The organism is Streptomyces melanogenes (genome assembly GCF_014649795.1).
Taxonomy (GTDB): Bacteria; Actinomycetota; Actinomycetes; order Streptomycetales; family Streptomycetaceae; genus Streptomyces; species Streptomyces noboritoensis.
Genome location: NZ_BMTS01000007.1, coordinates 267,785 through 284,531, shown reverse-complemented (window position 1 = coordinate 284,531; position 16,747 = coordinate 267,785). Strand labels below are relative to the sequence as shown.

The window sequence follows — 16,747 nt, the reverse complement described above, 5'->3', positions numbered from 1 at the left end:
CGCCGTCACAGCTCTACAAGGTTTCGGCCCCCTCTGCGCAGCGGCAGGTCGCCGAAGGCGGCGTCGTTGGGGGTGAGCTCTATTGTCCGGGCGCTCTTGTACTCGTTGATCAGGATGGAGCGGTGGCGCGTCGTGCGGTTGGTGCTGGCGCGGTGCACGGTGAGGCAGTGCAGGAAGAGGACGGAGCCCTGGCGGACTGACACCGGGACGGCTTCATGGTCGGCGGGTGTCGGCTCGTCGTGCCGGTGGCTGCCCGGCCAGACCAAGGTGGCACCGGATTCGGCGTCCATGTCGTCGAGGTAGATGAGCGCGGTGACCAGTTCCGGCAGGGTGTGCTGGTCGGTTTCGAGGTCGCGGTGCCAGCCCTCCTCGGCCCGCAGCCCGGAGGGGCGCAGGCGGGCGAACCCCATGTGGAGGTTGATGTCCGGCCCCAGGAGCTCGCCGATGACGTCGAGGACGCGCCGGTTGTGGATGAGGGCGTACCAGTCGTCCCCGGCGAGCGGGGTGTTGACGATCTTCCAGACGGCGTACGGGTTGTACGGGTCGAGTCGCGGCAGGGGGACCTGCGACGCGGCGTGGACATGCAGGCGGGGGTGCCGTTCGGAGGCCGGCGGATTGATGAGGGCGGAGAGCATCTGCTTCATCCGCGCCACCTCGTCCTCGGAGAAGAGGTCCAGGACGAGGTATCCGTCGCGCTCGAACGCCGCGAGGTGGTTCACTGCGTGGCTCCTCAGGTGCCGGTGCTGCTGTAGCGGGTGAGACCGCGTCGCCACAGCACGACTGCGGGGATCATGAGCAGGGGGCCTGCCAGGGGGAACGCCCACACGAGGGGCGAGCTCGTCTTGCCGAGGATGTAGAGGCATGGGTAGTAGCCGACGAAGGCGAACGGGACGACCGTCGAGAATGCGGCCAGCACCCACTTCGGGTAGAAGCTCATCGGTAGTTGCGCGAAGCTGTCGAGCCGCCAGATCAACATGGACAGCATGGCGTCGTGCCGCAGCCAGAACGACAGTGAGGTGACGGCGAGATGCATGGCGGCGAAGACGAGTGCCGCACCGATGAGGGCGACCGGGATGAACAGCATTACTTGTGCGGTGAGTTCGGTGCCGCTGACGTGGAGTGCCACCCCCATGGTGGTGAGGCCGATCACGATCTCGATCCAGACGTCCGTGTCGACCTTGGAGAAGAGGATGAGCATCAGCGGGTTGGCGGGGCGGACGAGGTAGTGGTCGAGTTCGCCGGAGCGAACCATGTCGGGGATGTCCAGGGTGCCGAAGAAGACCGTGTTCCACAGAGCACGGGCCACAGCCGTGAAACCGGTGAGTACGGCCCATTGCGCGAGGGTCCAGCCGTGGATCACGCCGGTCGTCGACAGCGCCAGCATGAACACGGCGGCACCGGACACCGCTTGGACGAGGGCCCCCAGATTGGCGAGCACCACCTCACCGGGGTGGACCAGATGGCTGCGGAAGTTCATCCGGGTCGCGAAGAACGCGACATCCAGCGACTTCTTCCAGTCTGTGAGGCGCTCAGCCACCGGCGATCACCAGCCTACGCAGGCTGCTCCAGGTGCACAGGGCGCTGGCCGCGGTCAAGAGCGCGGACCAGGCCAGCCCGATGACGATGACGTGTGCGTCGACGAAGGGGTCCTTCACCAGGGTGCCGAGGGGGGTGTAGAAGCCGTGTGCGAACGGGGTCCACACCACCGCGTCGCGCAGGGTTGCGGGATAGAGGGAGATCGGCATCATTGACCCTCCCAGCAGGAGCAGCAGTGCTTCGCGTACCTCGTTGAGGCCCTCGACGCGGCGGATGAAGAACGCCGAAAGCCCGATCATGTAGCTGAGGTTGAAGAGGATGACGAAGGCGATGGCACTGGTGAGGGCGAGCTGGAGGGCGTAGTCGGCATCGAGGTCGAAGGGCAGCAGGAGTGCACCGCCGACGAGCGCCGAGGGCACGCCCACCAGTGCGGTGATGCCCAGGGTGCGGCCGACCGCGACGGAGAACCACTGGCTGAAGAAGCCCAGCGGCATGAGGAGTTCGGTGGTGATCCGACCGTCCCTGATCTTGGCCTCGAGCTGGCGTGCGAGGCCGAGGTTGGGCAGGCACAGCACCCAGATGGTGCCCGCCGCGGCGTAGACCATGGTCTGGCGAAGGCTCAGCCAACCGGCGGGAGTGTCGTCCCCGGCGCCCGAATACACCGCCGTCCACAACGCGGCCTGGAGGCCGATGAGCAGGAGGGCACCGACCCCTTGCGAGAAGGCTCGGGTCCTGTAGTGGAAGGAGAGCCTGAGCTGCATGTGGGCCACGGCCAGATGCGGGCGCAGGGAATGGCGCGTCCGCCCCATCAGCCGGCCTTCCGGTAGAGGGTCTTGATGAGCTGTTCCAGGCTCGGCGCCTCCAGCTGGACGTCGTCGACCAGTGGATCGGAGAAGAGGGCGGAGAGTATCTCCGGGGGGAGGTCGCCCTGGGCGTACTCGAAGGTGGTGACGGTCCTGGCGGCCGTCCTGACCGGGACGAGACCGGGCGCGGAGGGCAGCACATGGCCCTCGGCGTGGTGGACGACCAGGCGGCGGGTACCGCCGCCGAGCCCGCGCAGTTCGGCGATCTTGCCGTCGTGCACGAGCCGGCCCGCGTCGATCATGACGATGCGGTCGCAGACGGCTTCCACGTCCCGCAGGTCGTGGCTGGCCATCACGATGGTGGGCGCGCTGGTCTCGCGGATGTCCTTGAGGAGGCCGCAGATGGCCTCGCGCGCGAAGATGTCGAGCCCGATCGTCGGCTCGTCCAGGAGCAGCAGCCTCGGCGCGTGGAGCAGGGTCCCGACGAGCTCGGCACGGGTCCTGTTGCCGAGGGACAGTTCGCGTACCGGGGTGTTGAGGTGCTTGCCGATGTCGAGCCGGGCCACCAGCTCCTCGCGGCGGCGGCGGAACAGGGCCGGTTCGATCCCGTAGACGCGCCGGATGAGTTCATAGGAGTCCTTGACGGGCAGGTCCCACCAGAGGCTGGCGCGCTGGGCCGCCAGATATCCGAGGTCGGCGGAGAGGGCGCGGCGCTCGCGGTGCGGGTCCCGGCCGTCCACGGTGACCCGGCCGGCCGTCGGGGCCAGGATGCCGGAGACCAGTTTCATCGTCGTGGACTTGCCCGCGCCGTTGAGCCCGATGTAGCCGACGGACTCACCCGGTTCGATGCGCAGGTCGATGCCGCGCAGGGCCTCGACCTCACTGCGTTCACGGCGGACGAGCCGGGTCAGCCTCGAACCCGTCTCCGGGCGGCGCCGTACGTGATAGGAGCGCTGTACGGCGTCTAGGTGAACTCTCATGCTCGCTGTCCCGGGGTGGGGTTGAAGCCCAGACGGTCGAGGGCCGCCACGTCCGCGGGGGCGAGCGGGTGGCCGGCGGCGTCCAGGTTCTCGGTCAGGTGGGTACGGGAGACGGATTTGACGACGGCCGAGACGCCATGCGCCCGGTGCCAGCGCAGCAGGACCTGGCGCACCGTGCACCCGTGCCTGTCGGCGATCGCCCGGAGCACGGGGTGGGCCAGGTTGTTCTCGCTGAAGGGGCTGTGGGCCTGGAGCACGATGCCGTGCGCCGCGTGGTGCGGGGCGACGTCCGCGTCGTAGTAGTGCGGGCCGAAGGCGATCTGGTTCACCGCCGGGACCACTCCGGACGCCCTGACCAGGTCGTCCACCTGCTCCGGAAGGAAGTTGCTCACGCCGATGGCGCGGACCAGCCCTTCCTCATGCGCTTCGACGAACCGCTCCCAGATCCGCAGTGATCCCGCCGCGTCCAGCGGGGCGTGGACGAGCCACAGGTCAATGCGCTCGACGCCGAGGAGGTCGAGGCTGGTGCGCAGGATTTCTCGTTCGCGGCCCGCGTCCTCCTCGGGGAACTTGGTGACGACCAGGAGCTCGCCGGGGTCGATTCCGCTGCTGCGGATGCCCGCGCCGACCGCCTCCTCGTTCTGGTAGGCGGCGGCCGTGTCGATCAGCCGGTAGCCGAGCTCGATCGCGTCGCAGACGCCCCGCTCGGCGGCCCGGCCCCACATCTGCCAGGTGCCGAGGCCGACGGCGGGCAGCTCGAACGGCAGGTCGTGCCCGCTCAACGGCCACCGCCTTCCCCGTGCTGGGTGAAGGCCGCGCCGACGGCGACGAGCACGTCGTGCGCGTCGGTGTCGCCGATCAGGCTGAAGTACCGCAGGGCGAAGTCCAGGTTGGAACGGTTGATGAAGTTGCTGGTGACGGCGATCGAGCCGGTGAGGTTGTGCACCTCGTGGGCCCAGCCGCTGGGGGTGACGACGATGTCGCCGGGCTCCTGGATGAACTCGCGGGGCGGGGAGTCATGGGTGCCCCTCGCGCACTCGGGCGGGAGCAGCCGCCACTCCTCGGCCCGTTTCGGCGGGTGGAAGGTCCACCGCTTGGTGCCGGCGCAGAGCAGGTTCCAGGCGGCGCTCGCCATCACATCGACGTGCACGGGCGAGCTCGTGCCCGCGGCGCCGATCATCAGCCAGCTCCAGTCCGGGCGCGCGTCGGGTTCCAGGGCCAGCAGCCAGTTGAGACGCCGTACCTCCTTCGGTACGAGCGTCGGCAGCGCGGGGTCGAACCGTGACACCGACTGGTGGCGCAGGTACAGCCCCCGCGGGCGGGTGGCCCGCATGTCGTCGAGGACCTCGGTGAGGGACACCGTCACCGGGCGGCGGTCCCGGTCCTCGGCCTCGACCAGGCGGTCCGCGCGGGCCCGTAGGTTCTCCTCGCTCAGCGCGGCGAAGATCGGCCAGTGGCGGCCTGCTCCCCGCAGCAGGGCCGGTTCGGCTCCGCACAGCAGGGCCGGGAGGTCGGCGTCGGCCGCGTCGGCGGATGCGTCAGGCGTAGAAGGGATCGACACGGGCCACCTCCATCCGCTGACGGCTCCAGTCGTCGCGGTGCCCGTCCAGGGCCTCGTCCCCGTACTCCTGCTCGATGTCGACGCGGGCGCGCAGCGCCTGCTGGAGGTTCTCCCGCTCCGACATGCACCGTGCCCGCTTGGCCGTCACCTTCTCGCGCGCCGCCTCCGCGGAGTCCGATCGCCGGAAGGGGGCCTCGGGCACCGTGACCGTGCATAGGGGAGCCGCCCAGCACGTGGTGCAGGAACCGGCCTCGACGGAGTCGCGGAACATGGCGAGCTGCTCGGGTCCGGCCATCGGGTCGACTCCCCGGTCGGTGTGGCCGACAGCGAAATCCGGGGACTGGTACTCGTAGGAGGAGTAGAGCGTACCGTCGGATCCGAGGACCAAGTATTCGTTCCCGGGTATCAGTTGCATGCCGAGCAGATGCCTGAGGCGCGCACCGCCGTCGCGCTCCGGCTGGTTCAGCACCCGGTGGAACGAGCGGTGCAGGAAGCCGTGGCTGAAGGCGAAGTGGTAGCGACCCGACTGCTCGCGCTCCTCGTACGTCTGGTGGTGGGAGCGTACGAAGAGGTCCCACACCCGGCGCTGCTCGCCGAATATCTGCTCGAAGTCCGCGTAGGACTGCTCACCGCCCGGCAGCAACAGGTCGAAGTCCCACGCCAGGGCGCGGTGAGCGGTGGGCCATTCGGAGAAGTACCGGTAGAGAGCAGCCGCGTCGAGTGGCGCCGACAGGACGCAGATGAGGGCGACCCGTGTGGAGAAGTACTCGGGCCAGTTCTCGGCGAGCCAGTCGGTGCGCTCGCGCACCCGGTCGTGCGTGCCCTTGCCCCGTCGGTCGACGCGGTAGCGGTCGTGGTTGGGGCCGTCGATCGAGATGTTGAGATAGATGTCGTGCTCGACGAGGAAATCGACGATCTTCGGGGTCAGCAGCATGCCGTTGGAGTTCACCTGGAGGACGAGGTTCTCCAGGCGGGCTCCCACCTCGCGCTTGCGTTCCTCCAGAGCCAGCACGGCCTTCTTCAGTTCCTCGAACGCGAGGAGTGGTTCCCCGCCGAAGAAGTACACGGCCCGGGGGGCGGAATCCAGTTTCTCCTCGTCCGTCACGAACAGGTCGATGGCGGCCTTCACCATGTCCGCCTGCGGCGATGCGGTCTGGTGGGGGCGGGTGTCGGCGTAGGCGCCGCCGTAGTAGCAGTATGTGCAGCGGATGTTGCACTGCTCGGTGGGGTTGAGCATCAGGACACGGACGCGCGGTGTGTCCACCCGCGCGTCGGCGGGGAGTTCCGGGAACTGCCAGCCGGACTCCTCGAACGGCATGACCAGGGACGTCAGACGCCTGATCACCGCGGCCGGTACCGCTGACCAGTCCTCCGCCTGGAGGAACTCCGCCTCGTCCGGGCCGATGGCATGGATCCGGCCGGTGACGGGGGTGTAGAGGTGGTGGGTGTCCTGGCCGCGGTCTCCCTGCCACACCTTGTAGATCCAGGTGCGGCCCTGGTGGACGCGGATCGTGACATCGCGCTCCCCGGCGTTGACGCCGGTGACGGTCGCTCCGTGCGTGCGCAGGGCGGGCCGGTCGTGCTCCGCGATCAGCTGCCGCTGCCAGCCGTGCAGGGAGCGGATGCCCGTGCCGTCGGCCCCCTCCTCGCCGGGGGTGGCCGTCTGCGGCGCCGTGTCCGCCGTCGTGCCCGTGCTCATCCGGTTGTCTCCCGTTCCCGAGGGTGTTCGAGCAGTGCCCGTAGGCATGTCATGACCAGGGCCGAGACCGTTGCGCTGGTGGCCCGGTTCTCCCGGTCGTCCTGGAGCGCCTCGACGATGTCCACCGCCACCACCCGCCGCGTACGGCAGACGTGCTCGACCGCGGCGAGCAGTTCCCGCAGCCGGTAGCCGCCGGCCTCCGGATGTCCGGTGGCCGGGAAGTCCGCCGGCTCGATGACGTCCAGGTCGATCGACAGGTACGTCGGCCGGTCGTCCCGGTCCGGGGTCGGGCCGTACGGGTAGGCGTAGGCGCAGCGCAGGGTGTCCGGCAGCGGACCGCAGTCGGCGGGCAGATACGTGCGTACGCCGTACAGCTCCGCGTCCGAGATCGTGCCGGCCTGGAGCAGGTGGCCGAGGAAGTCCGCGTGTGTGATGTCGGTGGCGTCCGGCATGGGCCGGGCGCTGAAGTCGCAGTGCGCGTCGAAGCAGGTGAATCGCAGGGGGCCGTGCACGAGCCCGGCTCCGGTGGCCGCCGGTGCCGAGAGGCTGTGGTCGCCGCCGATGAAGACGGGAAGGGCGCCCGTTTCGGCGAGCTGTTCCGAAAGGCGGGTGAGGGTCTTGTAGTAGGTGCCGCGGCCGATCCGTGGATCGATCGGCACCGAGCCCAGGTCCCCTATGTCGAACACCCTGCGGCCGGACAGCACCGTGCCCCGATTCACCGGGTCGATCACGCCGCCCAGTGCGCCGTTCTCGTCAACCGTCCAGCTGTGGGCGGGGCTGAGCTTGCGGAAGATCTCCGGGCCGTGTCGCTGACCGGGAACGCCTGGCACTCCGGCGTCGAAGGGCAGTCCCAAAATGACGGCGTCGGCGGTCAGTTCCCCGGTGAGCACGGCGTCCAGGTCGACGGAGGGAAACCCGAGTGCGCCCAGGCCTGGGCGGATGGGGGCCGTCACCGGTCGCCCTCGCTGTCCGGACGGGCGGTGTCCGCACCGGAGACGGTGACCAGCCCGCAGCGCAGCAGCGCCGACACGAGTGCGGACACGGAGGTCACGGGTGCCCCGGCCTGCGCGGCCAGTTGGGCGATGGTGAGTCGGCGGGCCCGGACGAGTGCCTCGATCGCCGGGTGGTGTCCGCCGGGCAGCGCGAAGTCCTGGTCGGCGGCCGTGACGATGACCTGGTCCCCCTCTACGCGGACCGGCGGAGGCAGGACGGGTACCAGCTCCACCACGTCCTCCCCGGAGGGGCGGGTCTTGCTCACGTCCCAGGGCAGGCTCGCCAGGTTGCGTCCACCGGAGGCACGGCGTTCCGCGGTGAAGAAGTCGTCCAGGCGCAGGTTCTTCGCCTCGGCCAGGAACGCCTCGATGATGCGTTCCAGCTGGGCCTGGTGTGTTTCGGGCGAGGCGGTGCGGTCGAGGCTCTCGCGGATCTCGACCCGGCCCAGGGTCTGACGGGCGGCCCAGCGCAGCCAGTCGTACCCGGTGCGGCGGGTGAAGGTGAAGGTGAGGTGCAAGCTGGTCTCCCCGCCCCCGCGGACGGTGTGCCACCAGCCCCGGGGCACGTGGATAACGTCCCCCGGCACCAGGGTCTTCTCGAACAGGACGGTGTCCGGGCAGTTCACGGGATCACTGTTGCCGTACTCGGGCAAGGGGAACTCTTCGGACGGCCCGTGGACCTTCCAGTGCTTGGTTCCGAGGAGTTGGACGACGAAGGTGTCGACCTCGTCGAAATGGCTGTCGAAGGCCTGCGCGTCGTCGAAGGTGACGAACAGGTTGCAGGCCGCTGTCTCGCCGGTGATCCGCATGACGTCGTCGGTCGCGGCGCGGACACCTGGATGGATGCGGTCCAGGGAATCGATGATCAATGTGGCGCCGGCCCGCATGAGCGCGAACACCTGCGGCAGGTCGAAGACCCGGTGTCCGTCCAGGGACGTCGTGTACTGGTGCTCGGGCAGTCGCTTTCCCTGGGCGCACAGAAAGAAGTCTGCCGGTACGGCGGAGCCCCGCGAAAGGATCTCGTTCAGTCCGGCCCATGAGAAGCAGTCGTCCAGGAGCGAGGGGTCCAGGTGCCGGAATACGACATCATTACTGACCTGATGGGTTGAGAAATCCGGTCCGAGTTCCCCCGACAGGGCGCGGCCGAACCGCGAGGCAAGTTTCGTCATATTCCCTGAATCACTCTCGTACGGCTATGGAATGCCTGCAGAGCAGATTCCGTGTGCATCGAGCCTCGCAGCTCGATGCACACGGAACCCCATAACTCGGTGCTAACTTACTTTGCCGCCCCGACTACTTCGCCGAGTCGGCGAACAGCTTCGCGAAGTCCGGAACGCTCGGACGGGCGTGGGTCTTGGCGAAGGTCGCGCGCGCCCGGTCGGCTACCGGGGAAACGCGGACCTCGACCTCGGGGAATTCGAGGTCGGCGGCGGCGCGGTCATTGGAGCTTGCCATGGTTTACCTCCGTAGGTAGATGCCGTTGGCACTTCCCTTTGAGGCTATGACACAGAAACGACCGTGATCAAGAGACTAAATTCCAATGAATGGAATATGGAGGTCCAGTTATTGCCGCCCGCGAGAGGATGCGGCGACATTGAGCCAATACTGGCTGGTTACACACCAAGTTTGGCTGGTTACTGGATGGCCACGCGGAGTGTTTCAGCCATCGTAGGGGTGCGGGCGCCCACTTTCTTCACAACTGAAAGGCCGTTCACCTGGATAGTGGCTGCATCGAATTGCTCCGGGCTGTGACGGGATGCCAGTTCCGTGTTCGTTGGGCTGCTGCGTCCTGATAGTTCGCGCTTCCGGGGGGATTGACAGTGCGGGGATCAGACTCGGGGATGACCGGCTCTGCCGGACCCATCAACAACACGGCGGCACACCACCCAAGTTCCGCCAATACACACCGATATGACTGATCGTCAGATCTGGTTTGAGTGCAAGATCGCCTCAGAACTAGAGTGAAGCGGTGAACCACATCGACGACGTCAGGCTCAGGCCTCCGCGCAATCGTGTCGAAGCCCGGGCAGTGGGCTGGTGGACGCTTCAGTCCGCGCTGTTCGCCCTGCCCCTGCCGATCGTCTTCGGCGTGCTGTCCCTCTCCATCCCGCCCGCCAGGCTGTTCTTCGGCTGGGCCTTCGCGATCTCGCTCGTACCGGGCCTCGCCTACATGGCCGTCATGCCCACCTGGCGCTACCGGGTGCACCGTTGGGAGACCACCGACGAGGCCGTCTACGCGGCGTCCGGCTGGCTCTGGCAGCAGTGGCGGGTCGTACCGCTGTCCCGCATCCAGACCGTGGACACCCTGCGCGGGCCTCTCCAACAGCTCTTCGGTCTCTCCGGCATCACCGTCACCACCGCCTCCTACTCCGGCACCGTGAAGATCAAGGGAATCGACCACCGGACCGCGCGGGACGTGGTCGAACACCTCACCAAGTCGACCCAGGCCACGCCGGGAGACGCGACATGAGCCACGACACCGAACCGCGGGAGGCCACCGGGACCTCCAACGGCGCGGCCGCAGGCCCCGAGTGGAGCAGGCTCAGCCCCAGACTGCTGTTGGTCAACCTGAGCATGCTCGCCGGGCCGCTCGCCCTGTTCGCCCTCACGGTCGCCTCGACCGGCGCCAACCTCCAGGCCCTCATCTCGCTCGGCTCACTGGTGATCACCTTCCTGGTCGTCACCGGGATCAGCACGATGCGGCTGCTGACCACCCGCTTCCGCGTCACCGGCGACCGCGTCGAACTGCGCTCCGGCCTGCTCTTCCGAAGCCGCCGCTCCGTCCCCGTCGACCGGATACGCAGCGTCGATCTCGAAGCCAAGCCGACGCACCGCCTCTTCGGCCTCACCTCGCTGCGCATCGGCACCGGCGAACAGAGCTCGCCCTCCAGCCGCAAGCTCTCCCTCGACGGCATCACCAGGCATCAGGCGCGCGAACTGCGCAGGCTCCTCCTCGACAGCCGCGGCAGCGGCCGCGCCACCGGCCAGGACGAAGACGTCACCATCGCCGAGATGGACTGGGCCTGGCTGCGCTACGCGCCGCTCACCGTCTGGGGCGTCGGCAGTGTCTTCGTCGGCCTCGGCACGGCCTACCGCATCCTGCACGAGATGAAGGTCGACCCGCTCGAACTCGGCGTCGTCAAAGACATCGAGGACCGCTTCGGTTCCGTACCCCTGTGGTTCGGCGTCCTCGTCGCCGCCGTGATCACCGCCGTCGCGGGCGCCGCGATCTCCACCGCCACCTTTGTGGACGCCTGGGCCAACTACCGCTTGGAGCGCGAGCAGGACGGCAGCTTCCGCATCCGCCGTGGACTGCTCATCTCCCGCTCCGTGACCATCGAGGAGCGTCGGCTGCGCGGCGTCGAGGTCGCCGAGCCGATGCTGCTGCGCTGGGCGGGCGGCGCCAGCCTGAGCGCCATAGCCGGCGGCCTCAGCAACAGCAGCGAGAACCGAAGCCGCTGTTCCCTCACCCCGCCCGTGCCCCGGGACGAGGCGCTGCGAGTCGCCGCAGACCTCCTCGCCGAGGAACGGTCTCCGACGGAGCTGACCGCGCTCGTCCCGCACTCCCGCGCGGCCCTGCGCCGTCGCATCAACCGCGGCCTGCTGGTCCTCGCGCCCGTCGTCGCGATCCCGCTGGGCCTGGGGCTGTGGCTCACCCCCGTCCTGGTGCACACCGCCTGGATCACGGCACTCGTCGGTATACCGGTCGTCATCGCCCTCGCCAACGACGCCTACCGTGCCCTCGGCCACGGAATCCGCGACCGCTACCTCGTCGTCCGTGCCGGTACCTTCGCCCGCCGCACCGTCGCCCTCCAACGGGACGGCGTCATCGGCTGGACCATCACCCGCTCCTACTTCCAGCGACGCAACGGGCTGCTCACCATCGGCGCCACCACGGCGGGTGTCGGCTGCCACAAGGTGCGGGACGTATCCGTCGGCGTCGGACTCACCTACGCCGAAGAGGCCGTACCGAACCTGCTCGCCCCCTTCATCGAACGCTCCCCACGCGGCTGACCCTCAGACCAACTGGCGGCACCCCGCGTGGTGCGGTGCAGGGCGGGACCGGCCTGCCGAGGGCAAGGGTGAAGGCGTTCTGGAGAAGTGGGTGAGGAGGGGCCGCTTGGTTCACCGTGCCGGTGATGGAGATCCGGTGGGCCGGCGAGTACATCTGGAACGCCCCCAGGCGCCGGTGTGGAACCAGTACTTCTCCCCGTCGGCCCCGGTGGTGGTCTGGATGCCGAGCCCATAGGTCCTGCCGCTCTGCGGGGTGGTGTCCAGCATGGTGCGCAGGGTCGCGGGGTGCCGGAACACTCTGCCGCCGAACAGGCCGCGCATGAACGTGGTCAGGTCGGCGCTGGTGGAGACGAGGCCACCGCCGCCGAAGGTGTCGAAGGTGGGGTTGAAGGAGCGGGTGTCCACGGTGCCCAGGTAGGGGTGCGACAGCGGGCCGCCGCGCGCCTTCTCCCAGCGCTCCAGGTAGGTGTCCCTCATCCGCAGTGGATCGAGTATCAAGGTGCGGTAGGCGTGCGCGAGCGGCTTGCCGGTGACCCTTTCGACGATGAGTCCGGCGAGGACATAGCCGGTGTCGGAGTAGTGGTAGCCCGCGCCGGGCCGGAAGTACGGCGTGCCGTTGGTGATCGCCCACTCCACGAGTTCCCGCGGCGCCCAGGTCTTGTGCGGGTGGGTGAGCACCTCGTGCTGCCATCGGGGGTCGGTGGCGTAGTCGTACAGGCCCGCGGTGTGGTTCAGCAGCTGCCGGACGGTGATCCGTGAGCCGTAGGAGACTCCGCCCGTCACGTTCACGCGACTGACCAGGGTGGTGTCGAGGTACTTCCCGATCTGGTCGTCGAGCCGCAACTCATGCTGTTCGACGAGCTTGAGGACCACGGCGGCGGTGAACGTCTTGGTCAGGCTCGCGGTACGGAAGGTGTCGGTCGGCCGGAGACCGCGGCCGCCCGACGCGAACCTTCCGCTCGCGCCGTTGAAGTGCCCGCGCGGCCCGGTGACGTCGAGGATCGCGCCGGGGACCGGCGGCTTGACTGCGCTGTCAACCACGCACCGGAACCCGTGCCGCGACGGGGTCGGCACGGCCGTTCCTCCCGCCGTCGTGCCACTGACACAGAGCGCGACCCCGGCGGCTGCCACCGCTCTTACCAACAGGTGCATCCGATACTCCCCTTTCGCGGTACGGCGGTGTTCGTCTCCGGCCTCATCCGGCAAGCGCGCCGTGCCCTCATGCTGCGGGGCGCACGGCGGCGAAGTCGTCTGCCCGCAGGGCACTTTCGGCGCTCTGCCTCCGGGCCCGCGCAGCCGTGATCGGGAGCGGCCGTATGCCTGCGGGCATAGGCCGCGGGGCTGATGAATCACCCGGCGAACGCCGTTACCGTGGGCGTATGGACCCTGAGCCGCGTCCCCCGCGCTGGGCAAACGGCTGCGTCCCGGCCACTGGCTGGCGCTGGACTGCCTGCCCGCCGCCGTGTACGCCCTGTTCGTCCTGTCCGTGTTGGCCCACCACCAGAGCGCGTCCCGTCTGCCACTGGCCTTGGCCGGGACCGTGCTCGTCGCCCTGCCCATCGCGCTCCGGCGGCGCCACCTGCTCGCCGCGTACGGGGCACTGCTGACGGCGCTGCTGGCAACTCCGGTCACGGCGGGGCTCGGCGAGATGGCGATGTCGCCCCTGGCCTACGTCCTGTACCTGGTGGCGGCCGTATGCCGTAGGAGTGCCGCGCTCGCCGCGCTCGCCGTCTCCCTGGCCGTACTGCCGGCGATGATGCTCCCGGTCCACCCGGGCGCCGTCCTTCCCCTTCACGCTCGCCTTCGTCGCCGCCTGGACGGCCGGGTACGCGGTCGGCCAGCACCGCGGGTACGCGGAGGAACTCGTGCGGCACCGCTACCGGCTGGCCGAAGCCGAGCTGGACAGAGCCCGGCGAAGCGTCGCCGAGGAACGGATGCGGGTCGCCCGGGAACTCCATGACGTGGTCGCGCACAGCATGAGCGTGATCACCGTCCAGGCCGGCTTCGGCCATCTGGTCATCGGCGACAGACCCGCCGAGGCCCGCGCCGCACTGAGCACCATCGAGACCACCGGCCGACAGACCTTGACGGAGATGCGGCAGTTGCTCGGTGTGCTCCGCGCGGAGGATCCCTGCCGCACGGCAGGGATTCCCGCGCTCGCCCCCGCCCCTCGGCTCGCCGACGTGGACCGGCTCCTCGCACAGACCGCCAAAGCCGGTGTACGAGTCGATCTGACGATCACGGGCAGCCCCCGTGACCTGCCCGCCGGGATCGAACTGTCGGCCTACCGGATCGTGCAGGAAGCCCTCACCAACGTCGTGAAGCACGCCGGCACCACCGCCGCCCGCGCCACCCCCGACTACCGCGAGGACGAACTCGCCATCGAGATCACCGACTACGGCCAGGGCTGCCTGGCCGCCGACGGCCACGCCCTCGGCCATGGCCTCATCGGCATGCGCGAGCGGGTACACCTCTACGGCGGCCGGCTCCAGGCCGGTCCACTGCCGGGGCACGGCTCAGGTCACCGCCCACCTGCCCCTGACCTCGACCACGGAGAACACCGCATGATCCGGGTGGTGGTCGCCGACAACCAGGCCCTCGTCCGGGCCGGCCTGTGCGGCACCGTCGAAACGGCACCCGACCTGACGGTCGTCGGTGAAGCCGTTACAGGCATCCAGGCGGTCGAACTGGCCCGCCGCCAACGGCCCGACGTCGTCCTCATGGACGTCCGGATGCCCGACATGGACGGTCTGGAGGCGACGCGCCTGATCACCACCGGCCCACCCGGACCGAGTGACATACGGGTGCTCATGCTCACCACCTTCGACCTGGACGAGTACGTCTACGGAGCACTGCGCCACGGGGCCAGTGGATTCCTACTCAAGGACACACCACCGCTGGAGCTGCTCGCCGCCATCCGGGTCATCGCCGCCGGCGACGCGCTCCTCGCCCCCGGCATCACCCGCCGCCTGATAGGGGAGTTCGCCGCCCGCCCCACACCCTCGCCACCACCGGCAGCCGACCTGCTGCAGGCGATCACCAAACGCGAGCGTGAAGTTCTCACCCTCGTCGCGGAAGGCCTCTCCAACAGTGAGATCGCCGAACGGCTGCACATCGGGACCGGGACCGCCAAGTCGCACGTGGGCCATCTGCTGACGAAACTCGACGCCCGCGACCGGGTCCAGCTCGTGGTCCTCGCCTACCGCACCGGCCTGGTCACCGCCTGATGCCCCTGTCCTTCAGCCGGGCAGCGTGACGAGCCCCATCTCGTAGACGGTGATCACGAGCTGCACCCGGTCCCGCGCACCCAATTTGGTGAGCAGCCGCGACACGTGCGACTTGGCGGTGGCCACCGAGATGAAGAGGTCCTCCGCTATCTCGGTGTTCGACCGGCCGCGGCCGACCAGCGCCAGGACCTCACGTTCCCGCTCGGTGATGCCCTCGACCGGCCGCGGGGGGCGCGTCGGGGCGCTTTCGGGGCGCCCGGCGAACTCCGCGATCAGACGGCGCGTGACACCGGGCGCGATCAGCGCGTCACCGGCGGCGACCACGCGGACCGCCGCGAGGATGTCGTCGAGCGCCATGTCTTTGAGCATGAAGCCGCTCGCTCCGGCCCGCAGCGCGCCATAAACGTAGTCGTCCTCGTCGAAGGTGGTCAGGATGAGGACGCGGGTCGCGGTCGGGCCGGCGGTGATCAGGCGCGTGGCCTCGATCCCGTCCATGCCCGGCATCCGGATGTCCATCACCACGACGTCGGGGGCGAGGTCCCCGACCAGTTGGACCGCCTCGGCGCCGGTGGACGCCTCCCCGGCGACCTCCAGGTCGGGGTGGTCGGCCATGATCACGCGCAGACCGGACCGCACCAGGGGCTGGTCGTCGGCGAGCAGGACCCGTACAGGACCGCCGGTCATCGGGCCTCCACCCCAACTGCGGCGGATACGGGCAGGGGCAGCCGCGCCGCCACCCGGAAGCCGCCCTCGGCACGCGGCCCGGCAGTGATGCGGCCGTGCAGCAGAGCGACCCGCTCGCGCATACCGACGATGCCGAAGCCGTGGGCCGGGCCATCCTCGGTGGCGCCGCGCCCGTCATCGACGATTTCCACGGACAGTTCCTCGTCTCCGTAGTCGATGGCCACCCGGCAACGCCCGGTGCCCGCATGGCGGACCACGTTGGTCAGCGCCTCCTGGACGATACGGTAGGCCGACAGGTCGATGTCGGCCGGCAGCGGGCGCTGTTGCCCGCCACGGCTCACGTCGACCCGCACCCCGGCGTCCGCCGTCGTCGCCGCCAGCCGTTCCAGGTCCGCCAGACCGGGCGAAGGCGCGTGCGGCGCCCGCCCCGAGACCTCCGCGTCCGGGTCGGTCCGACGCAGTGCGACCAGGGTGCGCCGCAGCCCCGACAAGGTCTCCCTGCTGGTGGATTCGATGGCGCGCAGTGCCTCGCGGGCCTCCTCGGGCTGCGTCTCAATGACCCGGCTTCCCACCCCGGCCTGGATGGCGATGATCCCGATGCTGTGCGCGACCATGTCGTGCAACTCCCTTGCGATCCGCAGCCGTTCGGCGACGACGGCCTCCGCGACTGCCTGCGCGCGCAGTTGCACCGCGTGCTCGCGCCGCTCGCGGCTCAGCAGACCGGCCGTGCAGGCCGCGGCCATCGCCAGGAGGGCGATCAGGAGGTTGACGGCCAGGCCGTCGCCGTGCGCGAAGCCGCCGACGAGGAGGAGTTGGACGACGAGGGAGGTGGCCGCGGCGACCGTCGAGGACCGCCGGGTGCGGGTGGCGACGATGAAGCCGAGGACGAGGTCGACGGCCAGATACGACAGGAACTGGCCCTGGTACGAAGCCGACTGGTCCACACGGGCCGTGCTCGGGGGACCCACCACCACGGCCGTGGAACCCAGGAGCGTCATGGCCAGGGCCAGGATCGGCGTGCGGCGCAGGACGCCGACGAGCAGGCTCGCCGCCAGCAGTGCCCCGATGCCGTGGACCGTGCCCGAAGCCCGCGGCGCGCCTGCTACGAGCAGACCCACCGCGAGGAGGTACACCCCACCCCCCACGCAGGCCATGACCTTCGTTCTCGTCATCGGCGGTGTGCCCTCTCGAAGCGGTGTGCCCACCCGGGAGGAAGGTCGTGCCCCGCGACGCGCGCGGGCAGCGGGGTGG

At 69.4% G+C, this 16,747-nt stretch carries 16 protein-coding genes and 1 pseudogene; 4 read left to right on the top strand and 13 right to left on the bottom strand.

What is annotated here, in order from left to right:
* Positions 1 to 5 precede the first annotated feature (5 nt).
* From IE252_RS17920 to IE252_RS17875, 10 genes are all read right to left on the bottom strand, one after another.
* Positions 6 to 719, bottom strand: a complete 714-nt coding sequence (locus IE252_RS17920; protein ID WP_190090432.1) for a phytanoyl-CoA dioxygenase family protein — start codon at positions 717 to 719, stop codon at positions 6 to 8.
* A gap of 11 nt (positions 720 to 730) precedes the next feature.
* The gene (locus IE252_RS17915; protein ID WP_190090431.1) at positions 731 to 1,537 is read right to left on the bottom strand and encodes an ABC transporter permease; all 807 of its coding nucleotides are present in this window, start codon (positions 1,535 to 1,537) and stop codon (positions 731 to 733) included.
* Positions 1,530 to 2,345 carry an ABC-2 family transporter protein gene (locus IE252_RS17910; RefSeq protein WP_190090430.1) on the bottom strand — a complete coding sequence of 272 codons (816 nt, stop codon included), beginning with the start codon at positions 2,343 to 2,345 and terminating at the stop codon, positions 1,530 to 1,532. The genes IE252_RS17915 and IE252_RS17910 overlap by 8 nt, the downstream gene beginning before the upstream one ends.
* The gene (locus IE252_RS17905; protein WP_190090429.1) at positions 2,345 to 3,319 is read right to left on the bottom strand and encodes an ATP-binding cassette domain-containing protein; all 975 of its coding nucleotides are present in this window, start codon (positions 3,317 to 3,319) and stop codon (positions 2,345 to 2,347) included. The genes IE252_RS17910 and IE252_RS17905 overlap by 1 nt, the downstream gene beginning before the upstream one ends.
* Positions 3,316 to 4,101, bottom strand: coding sequence for an aldo/keto reductase (locus IE252_RS17900; protein WP_229848498.1), 786 nt, complete (start codon positions 4,099 to 4,101; stop codon positions 3,316 to 3,318). The genes IE252_RS17905 and IE252_RS17900 overlap by 4 nt, the downstream gene beginning before the upstream one ends.
* Complete coding sequence (locus IE252_RS17895) at positions 4,098 to 4,880, bottom strand: cupin domain-containing protein (RefSeq protein WP_229848496.1); 783 nt, start codon at positions 4,878 to 4,880, stop codon at positions 4,098 to 4,100. Before IE252_RS17895 ends, IE252_RS17900 begins: the two co-directional genes overlap by 4 nt.
* A complete protein-coding gene (locus IE252_RS17890) occupies positions 4,858 to 6,579 on the bottom strand; it encodes a radical SAM protein (protein ID WP_190090428.1) in 1,722 nt (573 codons plus the stop codon). Before IE252_RS17890 ends, IE252_RS17895 begins: the two co-directional genes overlap by 23 nt.
* Positions 6,576 to 7,532 carry an arginase family protein gene (locus IE252_RS17885; protein ID WP_190090427.1) on the bottom strand — a complete coding sequence of 319 codons (957 nt, stop codon included), beginning with the start codon at positions 7,530 to 7,532 and terminating at the stop codon, positions 6,576 to 6,578. The genes IE252_RS17890 and IE252_RS17885 overlap by 4 nt, the downstream gene beginning before the upstream one ends.
* Positions 7,529 to 8,740 carry a JmjC domain-containing protein gene (locus IE252_RS17880; protein ID WP_190090426.1) on the bottom strand — a complete coding sequence of 404 codons (1,212 nt, stop codon included), beginning with the start codon at positions 8,738 to 8,740 and terminating at the stop codon, positions 7,529 to 7,531. Before IE252_RS17880 ends, IE252_RS17885 begins: the two co-directional genes overlap by 4 nt.
* Positions 8,741 to 8,864: 124 nt before the next feature.
* Positions 8,865 to 9,026 (bottom strand): hypothetical protein, encoded by a 162-nt coding sequence (locus IE252_RS17875; protein WP_190090425.1) that lies wholly within the window; start codon positions 9,024 to 9,026, stop codon positions 8,865 to 8,867.
* A 514-nt stretch (positions 9,027 to 9,540) separates the two neighbouring features.
* Between IE252_RS17875 and IE252_RS17870 the strand changes: the two genes are divergently transcribed.
* A complete protein-coding gene (locus IE252_RS17870) occupies positions 9,541 to 10,041 on the top strand; it encodes a PH domain-containing protein (RefSeq protein WP_190090424.1) in 501 nt (166 codons plus the stop codon).
* Complete coding sequence (locus IE252_RS17865) at positions 10,038 to 11,585, top strand: PH domain-containing protein (protein ID WP_190090423.1); 1,548 nt, start codon at positions 10,038 to 10,040, stop codon at positions 11,583 to 11,585. Before IE252_RS17870 ends, IE252_RS17865 begins: the two co-directional genes overlap by 4 nt.
* 111 nt (positions 11,586 to 11,696) lie before the next feature.
* On the opposite strand, the gene IE252_RS17860 is transcribed toward IE252_RS17865, so the two are convergent.
* Entirely contained in the window at positions 11,697 to 12,626 is a 930-nt protein-coding gene (locus IE252_RS17860) for a serine hydrolase domain-containing protein (RefSeq protein WP_190090422.1), read from the bottom strand.
* Positions 12,627 to 13,519: 893 nt separating this feature from the next.
* Here IE252_RS17860 and IE252_RS43985 point away from each other — a divergent pair.
* Positions 13,520 to 13,699: pseudogene (locus IE252_RS43985) on the top strand (histidine kinase dimerization/phosphoacceptor domain-containing protein); the annotation flags it as partial.
* A gap of 450 nt (positions 13,700 to 14,149) precedes the next feature.
* A complete protein-coding gene (locus IE252_RS17850; protein ID WP_190090421.1) occupies positions 14,150 to 14,812 on the top strand; it encodes a response regulator in 663 nt (220 codons plus the stop codon).
* Between the two features lie 12 nt (positions 14,813 to 14,824).
* Here the strand turns inward: IE252_RS17850 and IE252_RS17845 are convergent, their stop codons facing one another.
* Positions 14,825 to 15,496 carry a response regulator gene (locus IE252_RS17845; protein WP_190090420.1) on the bottom strand — a complete coding sequence of 224 codons (672 nt, stop codon included), beginning with the start codon at positions 15,494 to 15,496 and terminating at the stop codon, positions 14,825 to 14,827.
* The gene (locus tag IE252_RS17840) at positions 15,493 to 16,668 is read right to left on the bottom strand and encodes a sensor histidine kinase (RefSeq protein WP_229848494.1); all 1,176 of its coding nucleotides are present in this window, start codon (positions 16,666 to 16,668) and stop codon (positions 15,493 to 15,495) included. Before IE252_RS17840 ends, IE252_RS17845 begins: the two co-directional genes overlap by 4 nt.
* Positions 16,669 to 16,747 lie beyond the last annotated feature (79 nt).